Source organism: uncultured Xylophilus sp., from assembly GCA_913776965.1.
Taxonomy (GTDB): domain Bacteria; phylum Pseudomonadota; class Gammaproteobacteria; order Burkholderiales; family Burkholderiaceae_C; genus Xylophilus.
In genome coordinates this window covers 1-16,907 of sequence record CAJYQL010000030.1, presented here as the reverse complement: position 1 = coordinate 16,907, position 16,907 = coordinate 1, and the positions used below count along the sequence as shown (strand labels likewise).

Annotated in this window: 15 protein-coding genes; 13 read left to right on the top strand and 2 right to left on the bottom strand. The window is 69.6% G+C overall.

Going from position 1 to position 16,907, the window contains the following annotated elements; all coding sequences use genetic code 11:
- Positions 1-42 precede the first annotated feature (42 nt).
- The 4 genes from QZ500_RS05125 (at position 43) to leuB (ending at position 4,403) form a co-directional block, all read left to right on the top strand.
- The gene (locus QZ500_RS05125; RefSeq protein WP_295851712.1) at positions 43-993 is read left to right on the top strand and encodes a LysR family transcriptional regulator; all 951 of its coding nucleotides are present in this window, start codon (positions 43-45) and stop codon (positions 991-993) included.
- Between the two features lie 53 nt (positions 994-1,046).
- Positions 1,047-2,465, top strand: coding sequence for a 3-isopropylmalate dehydratase large subunit (gene leuC / locus QZ500_RS05120; protein WP_295851710.1), 1,419 nt, complete (start codon positions 1,047-1,049; stop codon positions 2,463-2,465).
- A gap of 137 nt (positions 2,466-2,602) precedes the next feature.
- Positions 2,603-3,256 carry a 3-isopropylmalate dehydratase small subunit gene (leuD, locus tag QZ500_RS05115; protein WP_295851708.1) on the top strand — a complete coding sequence of 218 codons (654 nt, stop codon included), beginning with the start codon at positions 2,603-2,605 and terminating at the stop codon, positions 3,254-3,256.
- A gap of 70 nt (positions 3,257-3,326) precedes the next feature.
- Positions 3,327-4,403: a 3-isopropylmalate dehydrogenase gene (gene leuB / locus QZ500_RS05110; protein ID WP_295851706.1), complete on the top strand. Its 1,077-nt coding sequence runs from the start codon at positions 3,327-3,329 to the stop codon at positions 4,401-4,403.
- A 48-nt stretch (positions 4,404-4,451) separates the two neighbouring features.
- Here leuB and QZ500_RS05105 read toward each other — a convergent pair whose 3' ends face one another.
- Positions 4,452-5,768: a diguanylate cyclase gene (locus QZ500_RS05105; RefSeq protein ID WP_295851704.1), complete on the bottom strand. Its 1,317-nt coding sequence runs from the start codon at positions 5,766-5,768 to the stop codon at positions 4,452-4,454.
- A gap of 304 nt (positions 5,769-6,072) precedes the next feature.
- On the opposite strand from QZ500_RS05105, the gene asd reads away from it, so the two are divergent.
- The 7 genes from asd (at position 6,073) to accD (ending at position 14,543) form a co-directional block, all read left to right on the top strand.
- A complete protein-coding gene (gene asd / locus QZ500_RS05100; RefSeq protein WP_295851701.1) occupies positions 6,073-7,182 on the top strand; it encodes an aspartate-semialdehyde dehydrogenase in 1,110 nt (369 codons plus the stop codon).
- 120 nt (positions 7,183-7,302) lie between these two features.
- Positions 7,303-9,882, top strand: coding sequence for a FimV/HubP family polar landmark protein (locus tag QZ500_RS05095; RefSeq protein WP_295851697.1), 2,580 nt, complete (start codon positions 7,303-7,305; stop codon positions 9,880-9,882).
- A gap of 43 nt (positions 9,883-9,925) precedes the next feature.
- Entirely contained in the window at positions 9,926-10,729 is an 804-nt protein-coding gene (gene truA / locus QZ500_RS05090; RefSeq protein WP_295851693.1) for a tRNA pseudouridine(38-40) synthase TruA, read from the top strand.
- A complete protein-coding gene (locus tag QZ500_RS05085; protein ID WP_295851691.1) occupies positions 10,726-11,427 on the top strand; it encodes a phosphoribosylanthranilate isomerase in 702 nt (233 codons plus the stop codon). Before truA ends, QZ500_RS05085 begins: the two co-directional genes overlap by 4 nt.
- A gap of 57 nt (positions 11,428-11,484) precedes the next feature.
- Positions 11,485-12,786, top strand: coding sequence for a tryptophan synthase subunit beta (gene trpB / locus QZ500_RS05080; protein WP_295851688.1), 1,302 nt, complete (start codon positions 11,485-11,487; stop codon positions 12,784-12,786).
- Positions 12,783-13,592, top strand: a complete 810-nt coding sequence (trpA, locus tag QZ500_RS05075; protein WP_295851685.1) for a tryptophan synthase subunit alpha — start codon at positions 12,783-12,785, stop codon at positions 13,590-13,592. The genes trpB and trpA overlap by 4 nt, the downstream gene beginning before the upstream one ends.
- Before the next feature lie 78 nt (positions 13,593-13,670).
- The gene (accD, locus tag QZ500_RS05070) at positions 13,671-14,543 is read left to right on the top strand and encodes an acetyl-CoA carboxylase, carboxyltransferase subunit beta (RefSeq protein WP_295851682.1); all 873 of its coding nucleotides are present in this window, start codon (positions 13,671-13,673) and stop codon (positions 14,541-14,543) included.
- A 57-nt stretch (positions 14,544-14,600) separates the two neighbouring features.
- Here accD and QZ500_RS05065 read toward each other — a convergent pair whose 3' ends face one another.
- Positions 14,601-15,158, bottom strand: a complete 558-nt coding sequence (locus QZ500_RS05065; RefSeq protein WP_295851679.1) for a YggT family protein — start codon at positions 15,156-15,158, stop codon at positions 14,601-14,603.
- Positions 15,159-15,237: 79 nt separating this feature from the next.
- On the opposite strand from QZ500_RS05065, the gene QZ500_RS05060 reads away from it, so the two are divergent.
- Together QZ500_RS05060 and QZ500_RS05055 are read left to right on the top strand one after the other, a co-directional pair.
- Complete coding sequence (locus QZ500_RS05060) at positions 15,238-15,882, top strand: LON peptidase substrate-binding domain-containing protein (protein WP_295851676.1); 645 nt, start codon at positions 15,238-15,240, stop codon at positions 15,880-15,882.
- 97 nt (positions 15,883-15,979) lie between these two features.
- Positions 15,980-16,907 (top strand): amino acid--tRNA ligase-related protein (locus QZ500_RS05055; RefSeq protein WP_295851673.1); only part of this gene is annotated, 928 nt, incomplete at its 3' end.

The following is a 16,907-nucleotide window of genomic DNA, read 5'->3' as shown; positions in this document are numbered from 1 at the left end:
AAAATCGTGGATCACGTCGCCAACCGCGATGGCCCACGCCCCATGAAAAGTACCGAGCGCAGTTTTGCGCGCCGCATCGACCTGACCTCGCTCCAGCTCTTCGTGGCTGTGTGCGAGCTGGGCAGTATCGGCCGCGCGGCGGAACGGGAATTCATCGCCGCCTCGGCGGTCAGCAAGCGGCTGGCGGAACTGGAAGCCACGGTCGACACCCCCCTGCTCTACCGCCACAGCCGCGGCGTGCGGCTCACCCCCGCCGGCGAGAACCTGCTGCACCATGCCCGCGCCGTCCTGTTTGGCCTGGAAAAGATGCAGGGCGAGCTGAGCGAATACGCCGACGGCGTGCGCGGCCACGTGCGCATCCACGCCAACATTTCCGCGATCGTGCAGTTCCTGCCCGAGGACCTGGGCGCTTTCGTTTCCCGCCACGGCCAGGTGAAGATCGACCTGCAGGAGCATCTGAGCGCCGACGTCGCGCAGGCTGTGCGCGAAGGCGCGGCCGACATCGGCATCGCCCACTATGCGGCCGGGACCGGCGGAACCGCCGACCTGCAGAGCCAGCCGTACCGCCAGGACCGTCTGGTGCTCGTCGTGCCGCAAGCGCACGCCCTGTCTGCGCACGATGCTATCGATTTCGAAGCAGCGCTGGACTGCGACATCGTCGGCCTGCATGCCAACAGCAGCATCGGGCTGGCGATGCAGCGTGCCGCCGCTCGCGCCGGCAAGCCGCTGAAGCTGCGCATCCAGGTCACCGGCCTGGACGCGATGTGCCGCATGATCGACAACGGCCTGGGCATCGGCGTGCTGCCGGACCGGGCCTTCGCGCTGATGGGCGGCGTGGGCGCGCTGCGCGCCGTGGCGCTGACCGACGACTGGGCGGCGCGCGAACTGCGCATCCTCGCCCGCGATTTCGCCGCCCTGCCCGTCACCGCCCGCATGCTGGTCGACCACCTGGCCGCGCCGCAGGCGGCACGGCCGGCGCTGGCCGCCGCCTGACCGCCTCGACACCGATTCCCCACGAATATCCACCCCACGAAGGAAGCAGCACCATGGGACGCACCCTCTACGACAAGATCTGGGACGAGCACGTCGTCACCACCGAGGAAGACGGCACCGCCGTCCTCTACATCGACCGCCACCTGGTCCACGAGGTGACCAGCCCGCAGGCCTTCGAAGGCCTGCGCGAGGCGGGCCGCAAGGTCTGGCGCGTCAGCTCGATCGTCGCCACCGCCGACCACAACACCCCGACCACCGGCTGGGAGCGCGGCTACGACGGCATCACCGACCCGGTGAGCAAGGAGCAGATCACCACGCTGGACAAGAACATGGACGGCCTGGGCGCCGCCGCGTTCTTCCCGTTCCTGCACAAGCGCCAGGGCATCGTGCACGTGATCGGCCCGGAGACCGGCGCGACCCTGCCCGGCATGACGGTGGTGTGCGGCGACAGCCACACTTCCACCCACGGCGCGTTCGGCGCGCTGGCCCACGGCATCGGCACCAGCGAGGTCGAGCACGTCATGGCGACGCAGACGCTGCTCGCCAAGAAGATGAAGAACATGCTGGTGAAGGTAGAAGGCACGCTGGCCCCCGGCGTGACCGCCAAGGACATCGTGCTGGCGATCATCGGCCGGATCGGCACGGCCGGCGGCACCGGCTACGCGATCGAGTTCGGCGGCTCGGCGATCCGCAGCCTGAGCATGGAAGGCCGCATGACGGTCTGCAACATGGCGATCGAGGCGGGCGCCCGAGCCGGCATGGTGGCGGTCGACCAGAAGACGATCGACTACGTGAAGAACCGCCCGCTGTCGCCGACCGGCGTGGAGTGGGACCAGGCGGTCGCCTACTGGAACACGCTGCACTCCGATGCGGATGCGAAGTTCGATGCGGTGGTCGAGCTGCGTGCCGAGGACATCGTGCCGCAGGTCACCTGGGGCACCTCGCCCGAGATGGTGCTCGGCATCGACGGCCGCACGCCCGACCCGGACAAGGAGAAGGACGCGACCAAACGCGGCGCGATCGAACGGGCGCTGAACTACATGGGCCTGCCGCCGGGCAAGCCGCTCGACGACATCTTCGTCGACAAGATCTTCATCGGCAGCTGCACCAACAGCCGGATCGAGGACATGCGCGAAGCCGCCGCGGTGGTGAAGAAGCTCGGCCAGAAGGTCGCGAAGAACGTGAAGGTGGCGATGGTGGTGCCCGGCTCCGGTCTGGTGAAGGACCAGGCCGAGCGCGAGGGCCTGGACCAGGTCTTCAAGGCCGCCGGCTTCGAATGGCGCGAACCCGGCTGCTCGATGTGCCTGGCGATGAACGCCGACCGGCTGGAGCCGGGCGAGCGCTGCGCCTCCACCAGCAACCGCAACTTCGAAGGCCGGCAGGGCGCCGGCGGCCGCACCCACCTGGTGAGCCCGGCGATGGCCGCGGCTGCGGCGATCCACGGCCATTTCGTCGACATCCGCAAGATCTAGCAAACCCCCAGGCTGCGCACTGCGTGCTTCGCCTCCCCCCTTGCAGGGGGCGACGCTGGCGGCCCGGCGGAGCCGGTTCCGCGGCGTCCGCTGGGGAAGACAGGCGAGCGCGGCTGATATTCGAAGGACTACGTGACATGAAAAAATTCACCGTGCACCAGGGCCTCGTCGCCCCGATGGACCGCGAGAACGTCGATACCGACGCGATCATCCCCAAACAGTTCCTCAAGTCGATCAAGAAGACCGGCTTCGGCGTGAACCTGTTCGACGAGTGGCGTTACCTCGACCACGGCGAGCCGGGCCAGGACCCGGCGAGCCGCAAGCCGAATCCGGACTTCGTGCTCAACCAGCCGCGCTACCAGGGCGCCTCGATCCTGCTGGCCCGCAAGAACTTCGGCTGCGGCTCGAGCCGCGAGCATGCGCCGTGGGCGCTGGACCAGTACGGCTTCCGCTCCGTGATCGCGCCGAGCTTCGCCGACATCTTCTTCAACAACAGCTTCAAGAACGGCCTGCTGCCGATCGTCCTGCCGGAGGCGACGGTGGTCCAGCTGTTCGACGAGGTCTACGCCTTCCCCGGCTACCAGCTGACGATCGACCTGGAGCGCCAGGTGGTGGTACGCCCGCAGGGCGAGGAGATCCCGTTCGACGTGGCGCCCTTCCGCCGCTACTGCCTGCTCAACGGCTTCGACGACATCGGCCTCACGTTGCGCCACAAGGACAAGATCAAGGCCTTCGAGGCCGAGCGCCTGGCGCAGAAGCCGTGGCTCGCCCACAGCATGGTCAGCGCCTGATCTTTCGAGGGAAATCAGCCTCCTGCGCAGGTGGCTCCTGCGCACCCCGCTATCAAAAGAAGAGCAACTCATGAAAATCGCAGTTCTGCCGGGCGACGGCATCGGTCCCGAGATCGTCGACGAGGCCGTCAAGGTGCTGAAGGTGCTGGACCTGGACCTGACGCTCGAGAGCGCGCCGGTCGGCGGCGCCGCCTACGAGGTCTCCGGCCATCCGCTGCCCGACGCCACGCTGAACCTTGCCCGGGCCTCCGACGCGATCCTGTTCGGCGCGGTCGGCGACTGGAAGTACGACACGCTCGACCGCCCGCTGCGGCCCGAGCAGGCGATCCTGGGCCTGCGCAAGCACCTGGGCCTGTTCGCCAACTTCCGCCCGGCGATCTGCTATCCGGAGCTGGTCGGCGCGTCGAGCCTGAAGCCGGAACTGGTCGCGGGACTGGACATCCTGATCATCCGCGAGCTGACCGGCGACATCTACTTCGGCCAGCCGCGCGGCCGCCGCAGTGCACCCGACGGCCATTTCCCCGGCGCCGAGGAAGCCTTCGACACGATGCGCTATTCGCGCCCCGAGATCGAACGCATCGCCCACGTCGCGTTCCAGGCTGCGCAGAAGCGCGACAAGCGGGTGACCAGCGTCGACAAGGCCAACGTGCTGGAGACCTTCCAGCTCTGGAAGGACGTGGTCGTCGAGGTCGCCAAGCAGTACCCGGACGTGGCGCTGGACCACATGTACGTGGACAACGCCGCGATGCAGCTGGTCAAGGCGCCGAAGAAGTTCGACGTGGTGGTCACCGGCAACATGTTCGGCGACATCCTGTCGGATGCGGCAGCGATGCTGACCGGCTCGATCGGCATGCTGCCTTCGGCCTCGCTCAACGACCGGAAGCAGGGCCTGTACGAGCCGAGCCACGGCAGCGCGCCCGACATCGCCGGCAAGGGCATCGCCAATCCGCTGGCGACGATCCTGAGCGCCGCGATGATGCTGCGCTTCTCGCTGCAGCAGACCGAGGCCGCCGACCGGATCGAGGCTGCTGTGCAGAAGGTGCTGGCCCAGGGTCTGCGCACGCCGGACATCCACAGCGAGGGCACGACCCGCGTCGGCACTCGCGAGATGGGCGATGCGGTGGTGAAGGCGTTGTCGGCCGGTTGAACGGTCGGTGTCTGGCGGGCCGCACGCGCGGCACCGCCGGAGCGTGTGTCAGTGCGCCTGGCGCTGGTCGGGTTCGGCGGCGACACAGTTGCGCCCGGCGCGCTTGGCGGCGTAGAGCGCACGGTCGGCCGCCCGCAGCAGGGTCGCCACGTCGAGCTCCGTGCCGCTGCGCTGCGGTCGGCAGCTGACCAGACCGACGCTGACGGTCACGCAGCCCGCCGGCGCCGTCGGGTGCGGCAGGCCCAGCGACGCGACCGCGGCACGCAGGCGCTCCGCCACGCGGGCCGCGCCGTCCCCGTCGGTGGCCGCGAGCACCACCACGAATTCCTCCCCGCCGTAGCGGCTCACCAGGTCGCCCGGCCGCATCACGTCCTGCGCCAGCGTGCGCGCCACCGACCGCAGGCAGGCGTCGCCTGCAAGGTGGCCGAGGGCGTCGTTGTAATCCTTGAAATGGTCGACATCGACCATGCAGACCGAAAGCGGCTGGCCGTCGCGCTGCGCGCGGCCGATCTCGCGTGCGAGCCGCTCGTCGAGGTAGCGGCGGTTGTAGAGGCCGGTCAGGTAGTCCTGACGGGCATACAGGTTGAGCTGCTGGTTCGCCTCGGTCAACTGGCGTTCGGCCCGCTTGCGCGCCGTGATGTCCAGCCATGCGAGCGACAGGCCCGCTACCGCGCCAAGCGCATCCCGCAACGCATGGGGCGTGACGTGCAGCCAGCGTCCGTCGTGCTCGACCTCGTGGCTCGCGAGCGGCGCGGCGCTGTCGGCGTCCGCCAGCGCGAAGTCGGCGGCCATCCAGTCGAGGGCCGCCGGCAGCAGTTCGGCGATGCGCAGGCCGGGCAGTTCGGCTGCGCCCCGGCCGAGCAGTTCGCCCATCGCGCGGTTGGCCATGGCGATGCGGCCGTCCCGGTCCACCGTGCACAGCGCGACCGGCGTGCTGTCGTACACCGCCTCGAGCTGCAGGACCCGTTCGCCGAGTGCGGAGATGTCGCGATCGATGCCGCGGTAGCCGCGCAGCGCCCCTGCGGCATCGAACAGCGGCACGCCGCTCGTCTCCAGGATGACGATGCTGCCGTCGGGCCGCTGATTACGGTTCACCAGGCCGGAGAACGGCCGCCGTGCGCCGACGATCTCGCCGAAGGTGCCGGCGACCCGCGCGGCCTCGGCCGGCGGCATGAAGTCGAACGGCGTGCGGCCGATGACCTCCTCCGGCGTGCGGCCGAGCAGCTGGGTGACCATCGCCGAGCAGTAGGTGTAGCGCCCCTGCGCATCGACCTCCCAGATCCAGTCGGTGTTGTGGTCGAGCAGGTCGCGGAGGTGGTCCAGGTCGTGCTGGAAAGCGGGCGGAACGCCGGGGGATTCGGGCATGGGAGGCCTGGAGTGGAGGCGCGCGCGGGCGTGGCGCTGCGACGGCCCCGGCACTATATCCGCGCCAGGCCAAGGGCGTTGTCGCGTCCGCATATACAATGCCGACCCATGTTTGCCGCCCGCCCGTTCGCACCGAACACCGTCCCTGCCGCCCTGGCTGACGTGGCGCCGCGCGCAATCACCACCAAAACCACGACCATTACGGGCTGATCCAGCCTGGTTCGTCGTGCGCCCTTCCTGGCCCAGACGAGCCAGGCGATCACCCCCGGTCGGCACTGTTTCTTCACTGTAGGGGCGTTTGAAAATGAGCAAGTTGGTAGGTCTGGTCGGTTGGCGCGGCATGGTCGGCTCGGTGCTGATCGACCGCATGCAGGCAGAAGGCGACTTCGACGTCATCGAGCCGGTGTTCTTCTCCACCTCGAATGCCGGCGGCAAGGCACCGGCGCAGGCCCGCCAGCACACCACGCTGCAGGACGCGCACGACATCGCCGCGCTGCAGAAGTGCGATATCGTCATCACCGCCCAGGGCGGCGAGTACACGACCGAGATCTTCCCGAAGCTGCGCGCCGCCGGCTGGAACGGCTACTGGATCGACGCCGCCTCCACCCTGCGCATGAAGGACGACGCGGTCATCGTGCTCGACCCGGTCAACGACGACGTGATCCAGCGCGCCCTCGACCGCGGCGTGAAGAACTACATCGGCGGCAACTGCACCAATTCGATCCTGCTGATGGGCGTGGGCGGCCTGTTCAAGCAGGGGCTGGTCGAATGGGTCAGCTCGATGACCTACCAGGCAGCTTCCGGCGGCGGCGCCAACCACATGCGCGAGCTGCTCAAGGGCATGGGCGTGGTGCACGACGCGGTGGCCGAGGAACTGCGCACCCCCTCCTCCGCCATCCTCGACATCGACCGCAAGGTCGCCTCCACCATCCGCGAGGACGTGCCGACCGAATTCTTCGGCGCGCCGCTGGCTGGCGGCCTGATTCCCTGGATCGACGCCCAGCTAGAGAATGGCCAGTCGAAGGAAGAGTGGAAGGGCCAGGCCGAGGTCAACAAGATCCTCGACACGCCAGCGCCGATTCCGGTCGACGGCCTGTGCGTGCGCATCGGCGCGATGCGCTGCCACAGCCTGGCGCTGACGCTCAAGCTGAAGAAGGATCTGCCGCTGTCCGAGATCGAGTCGATCGTGAAGGCCGGCAACCCCTGGGTGAAGTGGGTGCCCAACGACCGTGCGGTCACCGTCAAGGAACTGACGCCCGCCTCCATCACCGGCGGACTGCAGGTCGGCGTCGGCCGCGTGCGCAAGCTGAACATGGGCCCGGAGTACGTGTCGGCCTTCGTGATCGGCGACCAGCTGCTGTGGGGCGCGGCCGAGCCGCTGCGCCGCATGCTGCGCATCCTGCTGGCGCGCTGACCGCACTGTGAGCAGCCGCTGCGGCAGCGGCTGTCTCACGGCACCGACGTTGCTTGTCACCCCAAAACGTTGATGCTATGGTGCCCATCCCGCCATGGGGGATTTGAGGCAGGCAGCGACATGACGAGAACAGTGGGGGCGATCCCCGGCCGCGGCGTGCGGCAGGCAGCGACTGCCTCCGACGACCACCACCACCGCTGGGTATCGGCCACCACCATCGCACTCGTGCTGGGTGCCAGCCTCGTGGCGCAGGATGCGGCGGCCCTGTCGCTCGGCCGGATGACGGTGCGCTCCAACCTCGGCGAGCCGCTGCGTGCCGAGATCGAGGTCAACGAACTCACCGCCGCCGAGGCCGAATCTCTCTCGGTACAACCGGCGTCGCCCGCGGCGTTCCGGGCCGCCGGCATCGAATTCAACGCGGCGCTGGCAGGATTGCAGATCGCCTTCGACCGCAGCAGCCCGGGCCGCGCGGTATTGCGCGTCGCCGGCAGCCGTCCGGTGAACGAACCCTTCCTGGAACTGCTGATCGAGGCCAACTGGGCCGGCGGTCGGCTCTCGCGCAACTACACGTTGCTGCTCGATCCACCGACGGCCGCCGCGAACCGCAGTCCTGCGCCGGTCGCGCCGCAGCTTCCGCCGCCTGCGCCGCCGGTCGTCACGGCGCCTGCACCGATGCCCCCGGTTCGCGCGACGGTGCCGGCGCCTGCCATCGCACCTGCGCCCCCGCCGCCGGCATCCCCGGTGGCTGCACCCCCGCCGCGTGCGCCGGCCGCCGCACGGACGGCCCCCGTGCGCGCCGCTCCGGCGCCGGCCACCTCGAATGGCGGCCAGGTCACCGTTCGCCCCGGCGACACCGCTGGTCGGATCGCGGCCAGCGTCCGGCCGCCGAGTGTGTCGCTCGACCAGATGCTGGTGGCCCTGCTCCAGGCGAATCCGGATGCCTTCATAGGCGGCAACGTCAACCGTGTCCGCTCCGGCGCCGTCCTCGCCGTGCCGGATGCCGCACAGGCTGCCGCCACACCGGCACCGGAAGCGCGGCAGATCATCGTCGCCCAGAGTCGCGATTTCAACGAGTTCCGCCGGCGGCTGGCCGGACGCGCACCCGGCGTGGAAACCGCGCAGCCGCAGCGCTCGGCCGCCGGCTCGGTGCAGACGCAAGTGGAAGACCGGCGTCCGGCTGCCACCACCCCGGACCGGCTGACCCTGTCCAAAGGCACCGGACGCGGCGGCAACGACGCCGAACAGCAGATCGCCCAGGCCAGCCAGGCGCGCGACAACGCGGCCCGGGTAGCGGAACTCTCGCGCAACGTCAACGAACTGAATCGCCTTGGGGTCGCGGCGACGCCGACACCGACGCCGGCCGCTGCGCCTCCAGCACCGGCCGCTGCGCCCGCGCCGACGCCGGCTGCACCGGCATCGCCTCCGGCGACAGCCACGGCGCCCGCGCCTGCTCCGACGCCCACCGCGGCGCCGGTCGCGCCGCCCACCGCGCAGGCAGCTCCACCCGCTGCCGCCCCCGCCGAAGACCCGCTCGACAGCGGCCCCCTGGGCGATCCGCGGGTCCTCGGTATCGTCGGGCTGCTCGTCGCGCTGCTGGTCGCACTTATTTCCTACCGGACGGTGCAGCGGCGCCGGGCCGCCCACAACCACAGCAGCTTCCTCGAAAGCAAGCTGCCGCCCGACTCCTTCTTCGGTGCCAGCGGCGGCCAGCATGTGGACACCCGCGAGGGGGCGCCTTCCAGCCTTGCCACCACCTATTCGCCCAGCCAGCTCGATGCCGGCGGCGACGTCGATCCGCTGGCCGAGGCCGACGTCTATCTGGCGTACGGCCGCGATCTGCAGGCCGAAGAAATCCTCAAGGAAGCCCTGCGCAACCAGCCGACGCGCACCGCGCTGCATGCCAAGCTGGCCGAGATCTACGCCAAGCGCAAGGACATTACGGCATTCAAGGAGCTGGCCGCCGAGGCGCACCGGCAGACCGGCGGTATCGGCGAGGACTGGCAGCGCATCCGTGCGCTCGGCGAGCAGCTCGATCCCGCCGATCCGCTGTTCCAGGCAGCCGCCGGTGGCGCCGGTCTGATGGCCGGTGCTGCGGTCGGCGCTGCCGCACTGACCGTCGCGCCTCCCTCGGCCGAACCGCCTCCGCTCGACCTGGAAATCGAACCGCCGCCTCCGCCCCCTGCACCGATCGCACCGCCGCCGCCCGAGCCTATACCCGTTCCGGAAGTGGACGAATCGCCTGCCCCGCCGCCCATCGATATCCCGCCGTCGCTGGACCTGGATTTCTCCGCGTTCTCCGAGCCGCCGCCGGCGCCTCCGCCGACCGCACCGGCTGCCGCCGCAGAGGCCGACCCGGACTTCGGCCTCGACTTCACCCTCGACGAACCGCCGGCCCGCCCACCGATCGCGGATGCGCCCGCACCCACTCCCGCGCCGGCGGATTTCGATTTCGGCGACCTGTCGCTCGACATCGGCGAGCCGCCCAGCCCCACGCCGGCGCCCGCCGACACCGGTGCGGCGGATGCCGAGCCCGGCGAGATTTCGGGCGAGGACGCCCTCGCCACCAAGCTCGCGCTGGCCGAAGAGTTCAACGCGATCGGCGATGTGGACGGCGCCCGCCACCTGATCGAAGAGGTGATTGCCGAGGCCTCCGGCTCGGTGCGCGAACGCGCCGAGCGCATGCTCGCCTCGCTGCAGTGACGGCACCTGCAGTCCGGCGCGCGATCGCCGCGCGACCTGCGGCATGAGCCGCATCGCGCTCGGGGTCAGCTACGGCGGCGGATCGTATGCAGGCTGGCAGAGCCAGCCGTCGGGCCGCACGGTGCAGGACCGGCTGGAAGCTGCCCTCGGCGCCTTCGCGGTGCAGCCTGTCTCCACCATCTGCGCCGGCCGTACCGATGCCGGCGTGCACGGGCTGATGCAGGTCGTCCATTTCGACACGGCCCTCGACCGGGCGCCGGGCTCCTGGGTCCGCGGCACCAACAGCTTCCTGCCGCCGGACATCGCGGTGCAGTGGGCGCAGCCGGTGTCCGACAGCTTCCATGCTCGCGCCTCGGCGCAGCGCCGCCGGTATGCCTATGTGCTGCTGGAATCCCCGGTACGGCCGAGCGTCGAGGCCGGCCGCGTCGGCTGGGTGTTCCGGCCGCTCGACGGCGAGGCGATGCGCGCGGCCACCCGGCACCTGCTGGGCGAGCACGATTTCACCTCGTTCCGCGCTTCCGGCTGCCAGGCGCTGACGCCGGTCAAGACGCTGTATCGCGCCGACATCCACCGCCGGGACAGCCGCGCCGCATCCTCGGCCTACTGGCGTTTCGACTTCGAAGGTAACGCGTTTCTGCACCATATGATCCGCAACATCATGGGCTGTTTGATCGCGGTGGGCACCGGGCGCGCATCGCCCGACTGGATCGCGGAGGTGATCGCTGCCCGCTCGCGCGACGCGGCCGCGCCGACCTTCGCGCCCGACGGGCTCTACTTCGTCGGCCCGGTCTACGACCCGGCCTGGGGCCTGCCGTCGTCGGCCGCCGCGTACGATTGGCTGCCATGACCGCCGCACCGATCCCACGCCCACCCCACGTTCCCGCCCGCACCCGCATCAAGATCTGCGGCATCACCCGCGAGGAAGACCTGGACACCGCGGTCGAGGCCGGCGCCGATGCCGTCGGCTTCGTGCTCTACCCGCCGAGCCCGCGCCACGTCAGCGCCGCACGCGCCGCCGCGCTGGCGGCGCGCCTGCCGCCCTGGGTCACGCCAGTGCTGCTGTTCGTCAACGCGTCTGCTCCTGAAACGATAGCTGCCTGCGCAGGTGTGGCGGGCGCAAACCTCCAATTTCATGGAGACGAATCGCCCGAAGCCTGCTGGGAAGCATCCGACCGGGGCCGCATCCCCTTCCTGCGGGCGGCGCGCATTCCCCTCGGCGCCGGCGCGCCGACGGTCGACCTCGTAAAATTCGCGTCCGATCACGCCCGCGCCCGCGGCCTCCTGCTCGACGCCCATGTCGAGGGCTACGGCGGCGGTGGAAAGACATTCGATTGGTCACTGCTTCCTCCAAACGTCGACGCTCACCTCGTCTTGAGTGGTGGACTCACGCCTGCAAACGTGGGCGAAGGGATCGCGGCGCTGCGCCCGCGGGGACGCTCCCTCGCGGTTGACGTCAGCTCCGGGGTCGAGGTGTCCAAGGGCATCAAGGACCCCGGCAAGATCCGGGCTTTCGTCGCGGCCGTGCGCGCCGCCGACGCAGCCTAGCCTCCCTTCTGCGATCACCGGCCGGCTCCGCGCCCGGCCTTCTTCGAGATTCCGACCATGTCCTTCGACTACCAGCAGCCCGACGCTTCCGGGCACTTCGGCCCCTACGGCGGCAGCTTCGCCAGCGAAACTCTCACCCATGCGATCGACGAACTGCGCGAAGCCTATGCGCGCTACCGCGACGATCCGGAGTTCCTCGCCGAGTTCCGCTACGAACTTGCGCATTTCGTCGGTCGGCCCTCGCCGATCTACCACGCCGCGCGCACCAGCCAGGAGATCGGCGGCGCGCAGATCTACCTGAAGCGCGAGGACCTGAACCACACCGGCGCCCACAAGATCAACAACGTGATCGGCCAGGCGATGCTCGCCCGGCGCATGGGCAAGCCGCGGATCATCGCGGAGACCGGCGCCGGCCAGCACGGCGTGGCGACCGCCACGATCTGCGCGCGCTACGGCCTGGAATGCGTGGTCTATATGGGCAGCCAGGACGTCAAGCGCCAGAGCCCCAACGTCTACCGCATGCAACTGCTCGGCGCGCAGGTGGTGCCGGTCGAATCGGGCAGCAAGACGCTGAAGGACGCGCTGAACGAGGCGATGCGCGACTGGGTCACCAACGTCGAGAACACCTTCTACATCATCGGCACAGTCGCCGGCCCGCACCCCTATCCCGCGATGGTGCGCGACTTCCAGAGCGTGATCGGCACCGAATGCCTGCAGCAGATGCCGCAATTCCTGGGCGCCGGCCGCCAGCCCGATGCGGTGGTCGCCTGCGTCGGCGGCGGCAGCAACGCGATGGGCATCTTCCATCCGTACATCCCGCATGCGAACACCCGGCTGATCGGCGTGGAAGCCGCCGGCGAAGGGCTCGACAGCGGCAAGCATTCCGCTTCGATCCAGCGCGGCAGCCCGGGCGTGCTGCACGGCAACCGCACCTACCTGCTGCAGGACGACAACGGCCAGGTGACCGAGACGCACAGCATCAGCGCGGGCCTGGACTATCCCGGCGTCGGGCCGGAGCATGCCTACCTGGCCGACATCGGCCGGGCCGAGTACGTCGGCGCCACCGACCAGGAGGCGCTCGATGCCTTCCACCACCTGTGCCGCACCGAGGGCATCATCCCGGCGCTGGAATCCAGTCATGCGCTGGCCTATGCGATGAAGCTGGCCAGGACGATGCGCAGCGACCAGTCGATCCTGGTGAACCTGTCCGGCCGCGGCGACAAGGACATCGGCACCGTCGCCGACCTGTCGGGTGTAGACTTCTACGACCGGCCGTCGATGCGCGGCCATGTGGTCAAGGGTGCGATGGTGGCCGAGCACGATGCCTCGGGCGCCAAGGGCGTGGGGACGCAACAATGAGCCGCATCGCCGCCACCTTCGACGCGCTGCGCGCGCAGGGCCGCAAGGCGCTGATCCCATACATCACCGCCGGCTACCCGTTCGCCGACGCGACGCCCGACATCCTGCATGCGATGGTCGCGGCCGGCGCCGACGTGATCGAGCTGGGCGTGCCGTTCTCCGACCCGATGGCCGACGGGCCGGTCATCCAGGCCGCCGGCGAAAAGGCGCTGGCGCTCGGTATCGGCATGCGGCAGGTGCTCGACATCGTGCGCGATTTCCGCCAGCGCGACGACACGACGCCGATCGTCCTGATGGGCTACGCCAATCCGGTGGAGCGCTACGACGGCCGGCACGGCACGAACGCGTTCGTCCGCGATGCGGCGGCCGCCGGTGTGGACGGCCTGCTCGTGGTGGACTACCCGCCCGAGGAGTGCCGCGACTTCGCCGCGCAGCTCAAGGCGCACGGACTCGACCTGATCTTCCTGCTCGCGCCGACCAGCACGCCGCAGCGGATGGCCCAGGTGGCGGAGGTCGCGAGCGGCTACGTCTACTACGTGTCGCTCAAAGGCGTGAGCGGTGCCGGCCATCTCGATACGTCGGCGGTCGAGGCGATGCTGCCGAAGATCCGCGAGCATGTGAAGATTCCGGTCGGCGTCGGCTTCGGCATCCGGGATGCGGAAACCGCGCGCGCGGTCGGCCGGGTGGCCGACGCGGTGGTGATCGGCACCCGGCTGATCCAGCTGGTCGAAGACGCGCCGCGCGACCAGGTCGCCACGGTCGCGGGCGCGTTCATCGCCGGCATCCGCCAAGCCCTCGACGGGTAAAATCGCGCCGATTCCCTGCCGGGGCGCCCACTAAGGGCGCCCCGCTCCATTTCCACACGGCAGCCAGGAGACCCATCCATGAGTTGGCTCGAGAAACTCCTCCCCCCCAAGATCGCCCAGACCGACCCGACAGAGCGCCGCCAGGTGCCCGAAGGCCTGTGGATCAAGTGCCCGAGCTGCGAGACGGTGCTCTACAAGAACGATCTGGAGCAAAACCAGAACGTCTGCCCGAGCTGCGGCCACCACCACCGCATCGGCGCGCGGGCCCGGCTCGACGCCTTCCTGGATCCGGAAGGCCGCTACGAGATCGGCCAGGAAGTGCTGCCGGTCGATGCGCTCAAGTTCAAGGACAGCCGCAAGTACCCCGAGCGGCTGAAGGAAGCCCTGGAAGCCACCGGCGAGACCGACGCGCTGATCGTGATGGGCGGCGCGGTGCACAGCGTCAGCCTGGTCGTCGCCTGTTTCGAATTCGACTTCATGGGCGGCAGCATGGGTTCGGTCGTCGGCGAACGCTTCGTGCGCGGCGTCGAAACGGCCATCGAGCAGAAGGTGCCGTTCGTCTGCTTCACTGCCACCGGCGGCGCACGCATGCAGGAAGGCCTGCTGTCCCTGATGCAGATGGCCAAGACCAACGCCGCGCTCACCCGCCTGGCGAAGAAGGGCCTGCCCTACATCAGCGTGCTGACCGACCCGACGATGGGTGGCGTCTCCGCCGGCTTCGCCTTCGTGGGCGACATCGTGATCGCCGAGCCGAAGGCGCTGATTGGTTTCGCCGGCCCGCGGGTGATCGAATCCACCGTGCGGGTCACGCTGCCCGAAGGATTCCAGCGCGCCGAATTCCTGCAGACCAAGGGTGCGGTCGATTTCATCAGCGACCGCCGCCAGTTGCGCAAGACGATCGCCAGCGCCCTGGCGATGCTGCAGCGCCAGCCGGCCGACGCCGTCGCCTGACCGATCCGGTTCCCACCGCCGCGATGGCACGGTCCGTGCCATCGCGGCTTTTTTTCGTCAGAACATCAGCCGCAGCACCTCGCCCTGCACACCGGCGAGCAGCATGCCGAGCACCTGCAGGATCAGCAGCAGCACCAGCGGCGAGAAATCGAAGCCACTGACCGACGGCAGGCTGCGCCGCAGCGGCGCCAGCAGGGGTGCGCAGATCCGGTCGAGCACCGGCATGACCGGCGACTGCGGCTGCAGCCACGACAGCACCGCATAAAGGATCAGCAGCGCGGTGAAGACCGAGATCGCCAGCTGGGCCAGTCCGAACAGCGCGATCACCGGCAGGAACATCCCGGGCGTCATCGCCCCGCGTACCCCCCACAGCGCCAGCAGCTTGGCCAGCACCAGCAGATAGCCGGCCAGCAGGCTCGCGACGTCCCAGCCGCCGATACCCGGCACCACGCGCCGCAGCGGCAGCACGATCCAGTCGGTGAGCGCGAAGACCAGCCGGCCGACCGGATTGCCGAACGGCATCCGCTGGCGCTGCATCACCAAGCGCAGCAGGCAGGCGCCGCCGACGATGGCCACGGCGGTATCGAGCAGGAAAGACAGGATGTTGTAGAGCATGGAGGACGGTCGTTCGGAGCGCGGACACCGCGGAATGGGACGCCGTGGGATGATAGTCGGCACCTCCGAGAGGCCCGCCATGACCACGTCCGACCTCAGCCTGCGCTCCCTGCCGCTCTTCCCGCTGTCCACCGTGCTGTTTCCCGGCGGGCTGCTGCCGCTGCGCATCTTCGAGGTGCGCTACCTCGACATGGTGCGGCGCTGCCATGCGGCGGGTGCGCCCTTCGGTGTTGTCGCGCTCACCGGCGGGCGCGAGGTGCGGGCGGCCGGCGCGCCGGCGGAAACCTTCCAGGCCGTCGGCACGCTGGCGGTGATCGAGTCGGTGGAATCGCCGCAGGCCGGGCTGCTCGCGGTGCGCTGCACCGGCACCCAGCGTTTCCGGATCGAACAGCACCAGCAGCTGCAGCACGGCCTGTGGCTGGCGGACGTGCGGCAGATCGACGACGACCGGGCGGTCGCGGTGCCCGAGGACCTGCAGCCGCATGCCGACGCGCTGCGCCAGCTGATCGACACCCTGGAGCAGCGCATCCACCAGCCCGAGGCGCCACCGCTGCCGATGACGCCGCCCTGGCGGCTCGACGACTGCGGCTGGGTCGCGAACCGGTGGGCCGAGCTGCTGCCGCTGCCGCTGGAACTGCGCCACCAGCTGATGGCCCTCGAGAATCCAGTCGTGCGGCTGGAGCTGGTGGGTGACATCCTGGCGCGCAGCGGCATCGGCCCCTGAAGTCGTGGCGGCCGGCACGGTGCCGGCGGCGCGGACGGCAGGTACAAATTTACAATCGCGGGTTTGGCCTGTCCGGCCCCTCGCTCTGTCCGTACCCATGTCTGCACCTTCCGCTCCGAACACCGCCGCCCTCCCCTCGCAGGACGAGAACCAGCTGATCGCCGAGCGGCGCGACAAGCTCCGGGCCCTGCGGGCCTTCCATGCCGATGCTGGCACCGCGGCGTTCCCCAACGACTTCAAGCCCCGCGACCGGGCGGCCGCACTGCTCGACACCCATGGCGCGACCGAGGCGCCCGAACTGGAAGCCGCCGCACCGGCAGCCGGCGTCGCGGGCCGGATGATGCTCAAGCGGGTGATGGGCAAGGCCAGCTTCGCCACCGTGCAGGACGCCACCGGTCGCATCCAGCTCTACGTCACCCGCGATGCGCTGGGCGAAGAGGCCTACGCCGACTTCAAGCGCTGGGACCTGGGCGATATCGTCGGCGCGGAAGGCACGCTGTTCAAAACCAAGACCGGCGAACTGTCGATCAAGGTGACCTCGCTGCGGCTGCTCACCAAGAGCCTGCGGCCGCTGCCCGACAAGTTCCACGGCATGGCCGACCAGGAACAGAAGTACCGCCAGCGCTATGTCGACCTGATCACCGACGAGCAGGCCCGCGCCCGCTTCGCGGCCCGCAGCAAGGCGGTGTCGGCGTTGCGCGAATTCATGGTGTCGCACGACTTCCTGGAGGTCGAGACGCCGATGCTGCATCCAATCCCCGGCGGTGCCAACGCCAAGCCGTTCAAGACGCACCACAACGCGCTCGACCAGGAGATGTTCCTGCGGATCGCGCCGGAGCTCTACCTGAAGCGGCTGATCGTCGGCGGCTTCGAGCGGGTGTTCGAGATCAACCGCAGTTACCGCAACGAAGGCATCAGCGTCCGGCACAACCCGGAATTCACGATGATGGAGTTCTACGCGGCCTACTGGAACTACCGCGACCTGATGGACTTCACCGAGACGCTGATCCGCACCATCGCCGAGA

Coding starts and splice junctions, on each gene's coding strand:
- QZ500_RS05125 (WP_295851712.1), top strand. CDS start 43: ATGAAAAGTACCGAGCGCAGTTTTGCGCGCCGCATCGACCTGACCTCG.
- leuC (WP_295851710.1), top strand. CDS start 1,047: ATGGGACGCACCCTCTACGACAAGATCTGGGACGAGCACGTCGTCACC.
- leuD (WP_295851708.1), top strand. CDS start 2,603: ATGAAAAAATTCACCGTGCACCAGGGCCTCGTCGCCCCGATGGACCGC.
- leuB (WP_295851706.1), top strand. CDS start 3,327: ATGAAAATCGCAGTTCTGCCGGGCGACGGCATCGGTCCCGAGATCGTC.
- QZ500_RS05105 (WP_295851704.1), bottom strand. CDS start 5,768: ATGCCCGAATCCCCCGGCGTTCCGCCCGCTTTCCAGCACGACCTGGAC.
- asd (WP_295851701.1), top strand. CDS start 6,073: ATGAGCAAGTTGGTAGGTCTGGTCGGTTGGCGCGGCATGGTCGGCTCG.
- QZ500_RS05095 (WP_295851697.1), top strand. CDS start 7,303: ATGACGAGAACAGTGGGGGCGATCCCCGGCCGCGGCGTGCGGCAGGCA.
- truA (WP_295851693.1), top strand. CDS start 9,926: ATGAGCCGCATCGCGCTCGGGGTCAGCTACGGCGGCGGATCGTATGCA.
- QZ500_RS05085 (WP_295851691.1), top strand. CDS start 10,726: ATGACCGCCGCACCGATCCCACGCCCACCCCACGTTCCCGCCCGCACC.
- trpB (WP_295851688.1), top strand. CDS start 11,485: ATGTCCTTCGACTACCAGCAGCCCGACGCTTCCGGGCACTTCGGCCCC.
- trpA (WP_295851685.1), top strand. CDS start 12,783: ATGAGCCGCATCGCCGCCACCTTCGACGCGCTGCGCGCGCAGGGCCGC.
- accD (WP_295851682.1), top strand. CDS start 13,671: ATGAGTTGGCTCGAGAAACTCCTCCCCCCCAAGATCGCCCAGACCGAC.
- QZ500_RS05065 (WP_295851679.1), bottom strand. CDS start 15,158: ATGCTCTACAACATCCTGTCTTTCCTGCTCGATACCGCCGTGGCCATC.
- QZ500_RS05060 (WP_295851676.1), top strand. CDS start 15,238: ATGACCACGTCCGACCTCAGCCTGCGCTCCCTGCCGCTCTTCCCGCTG.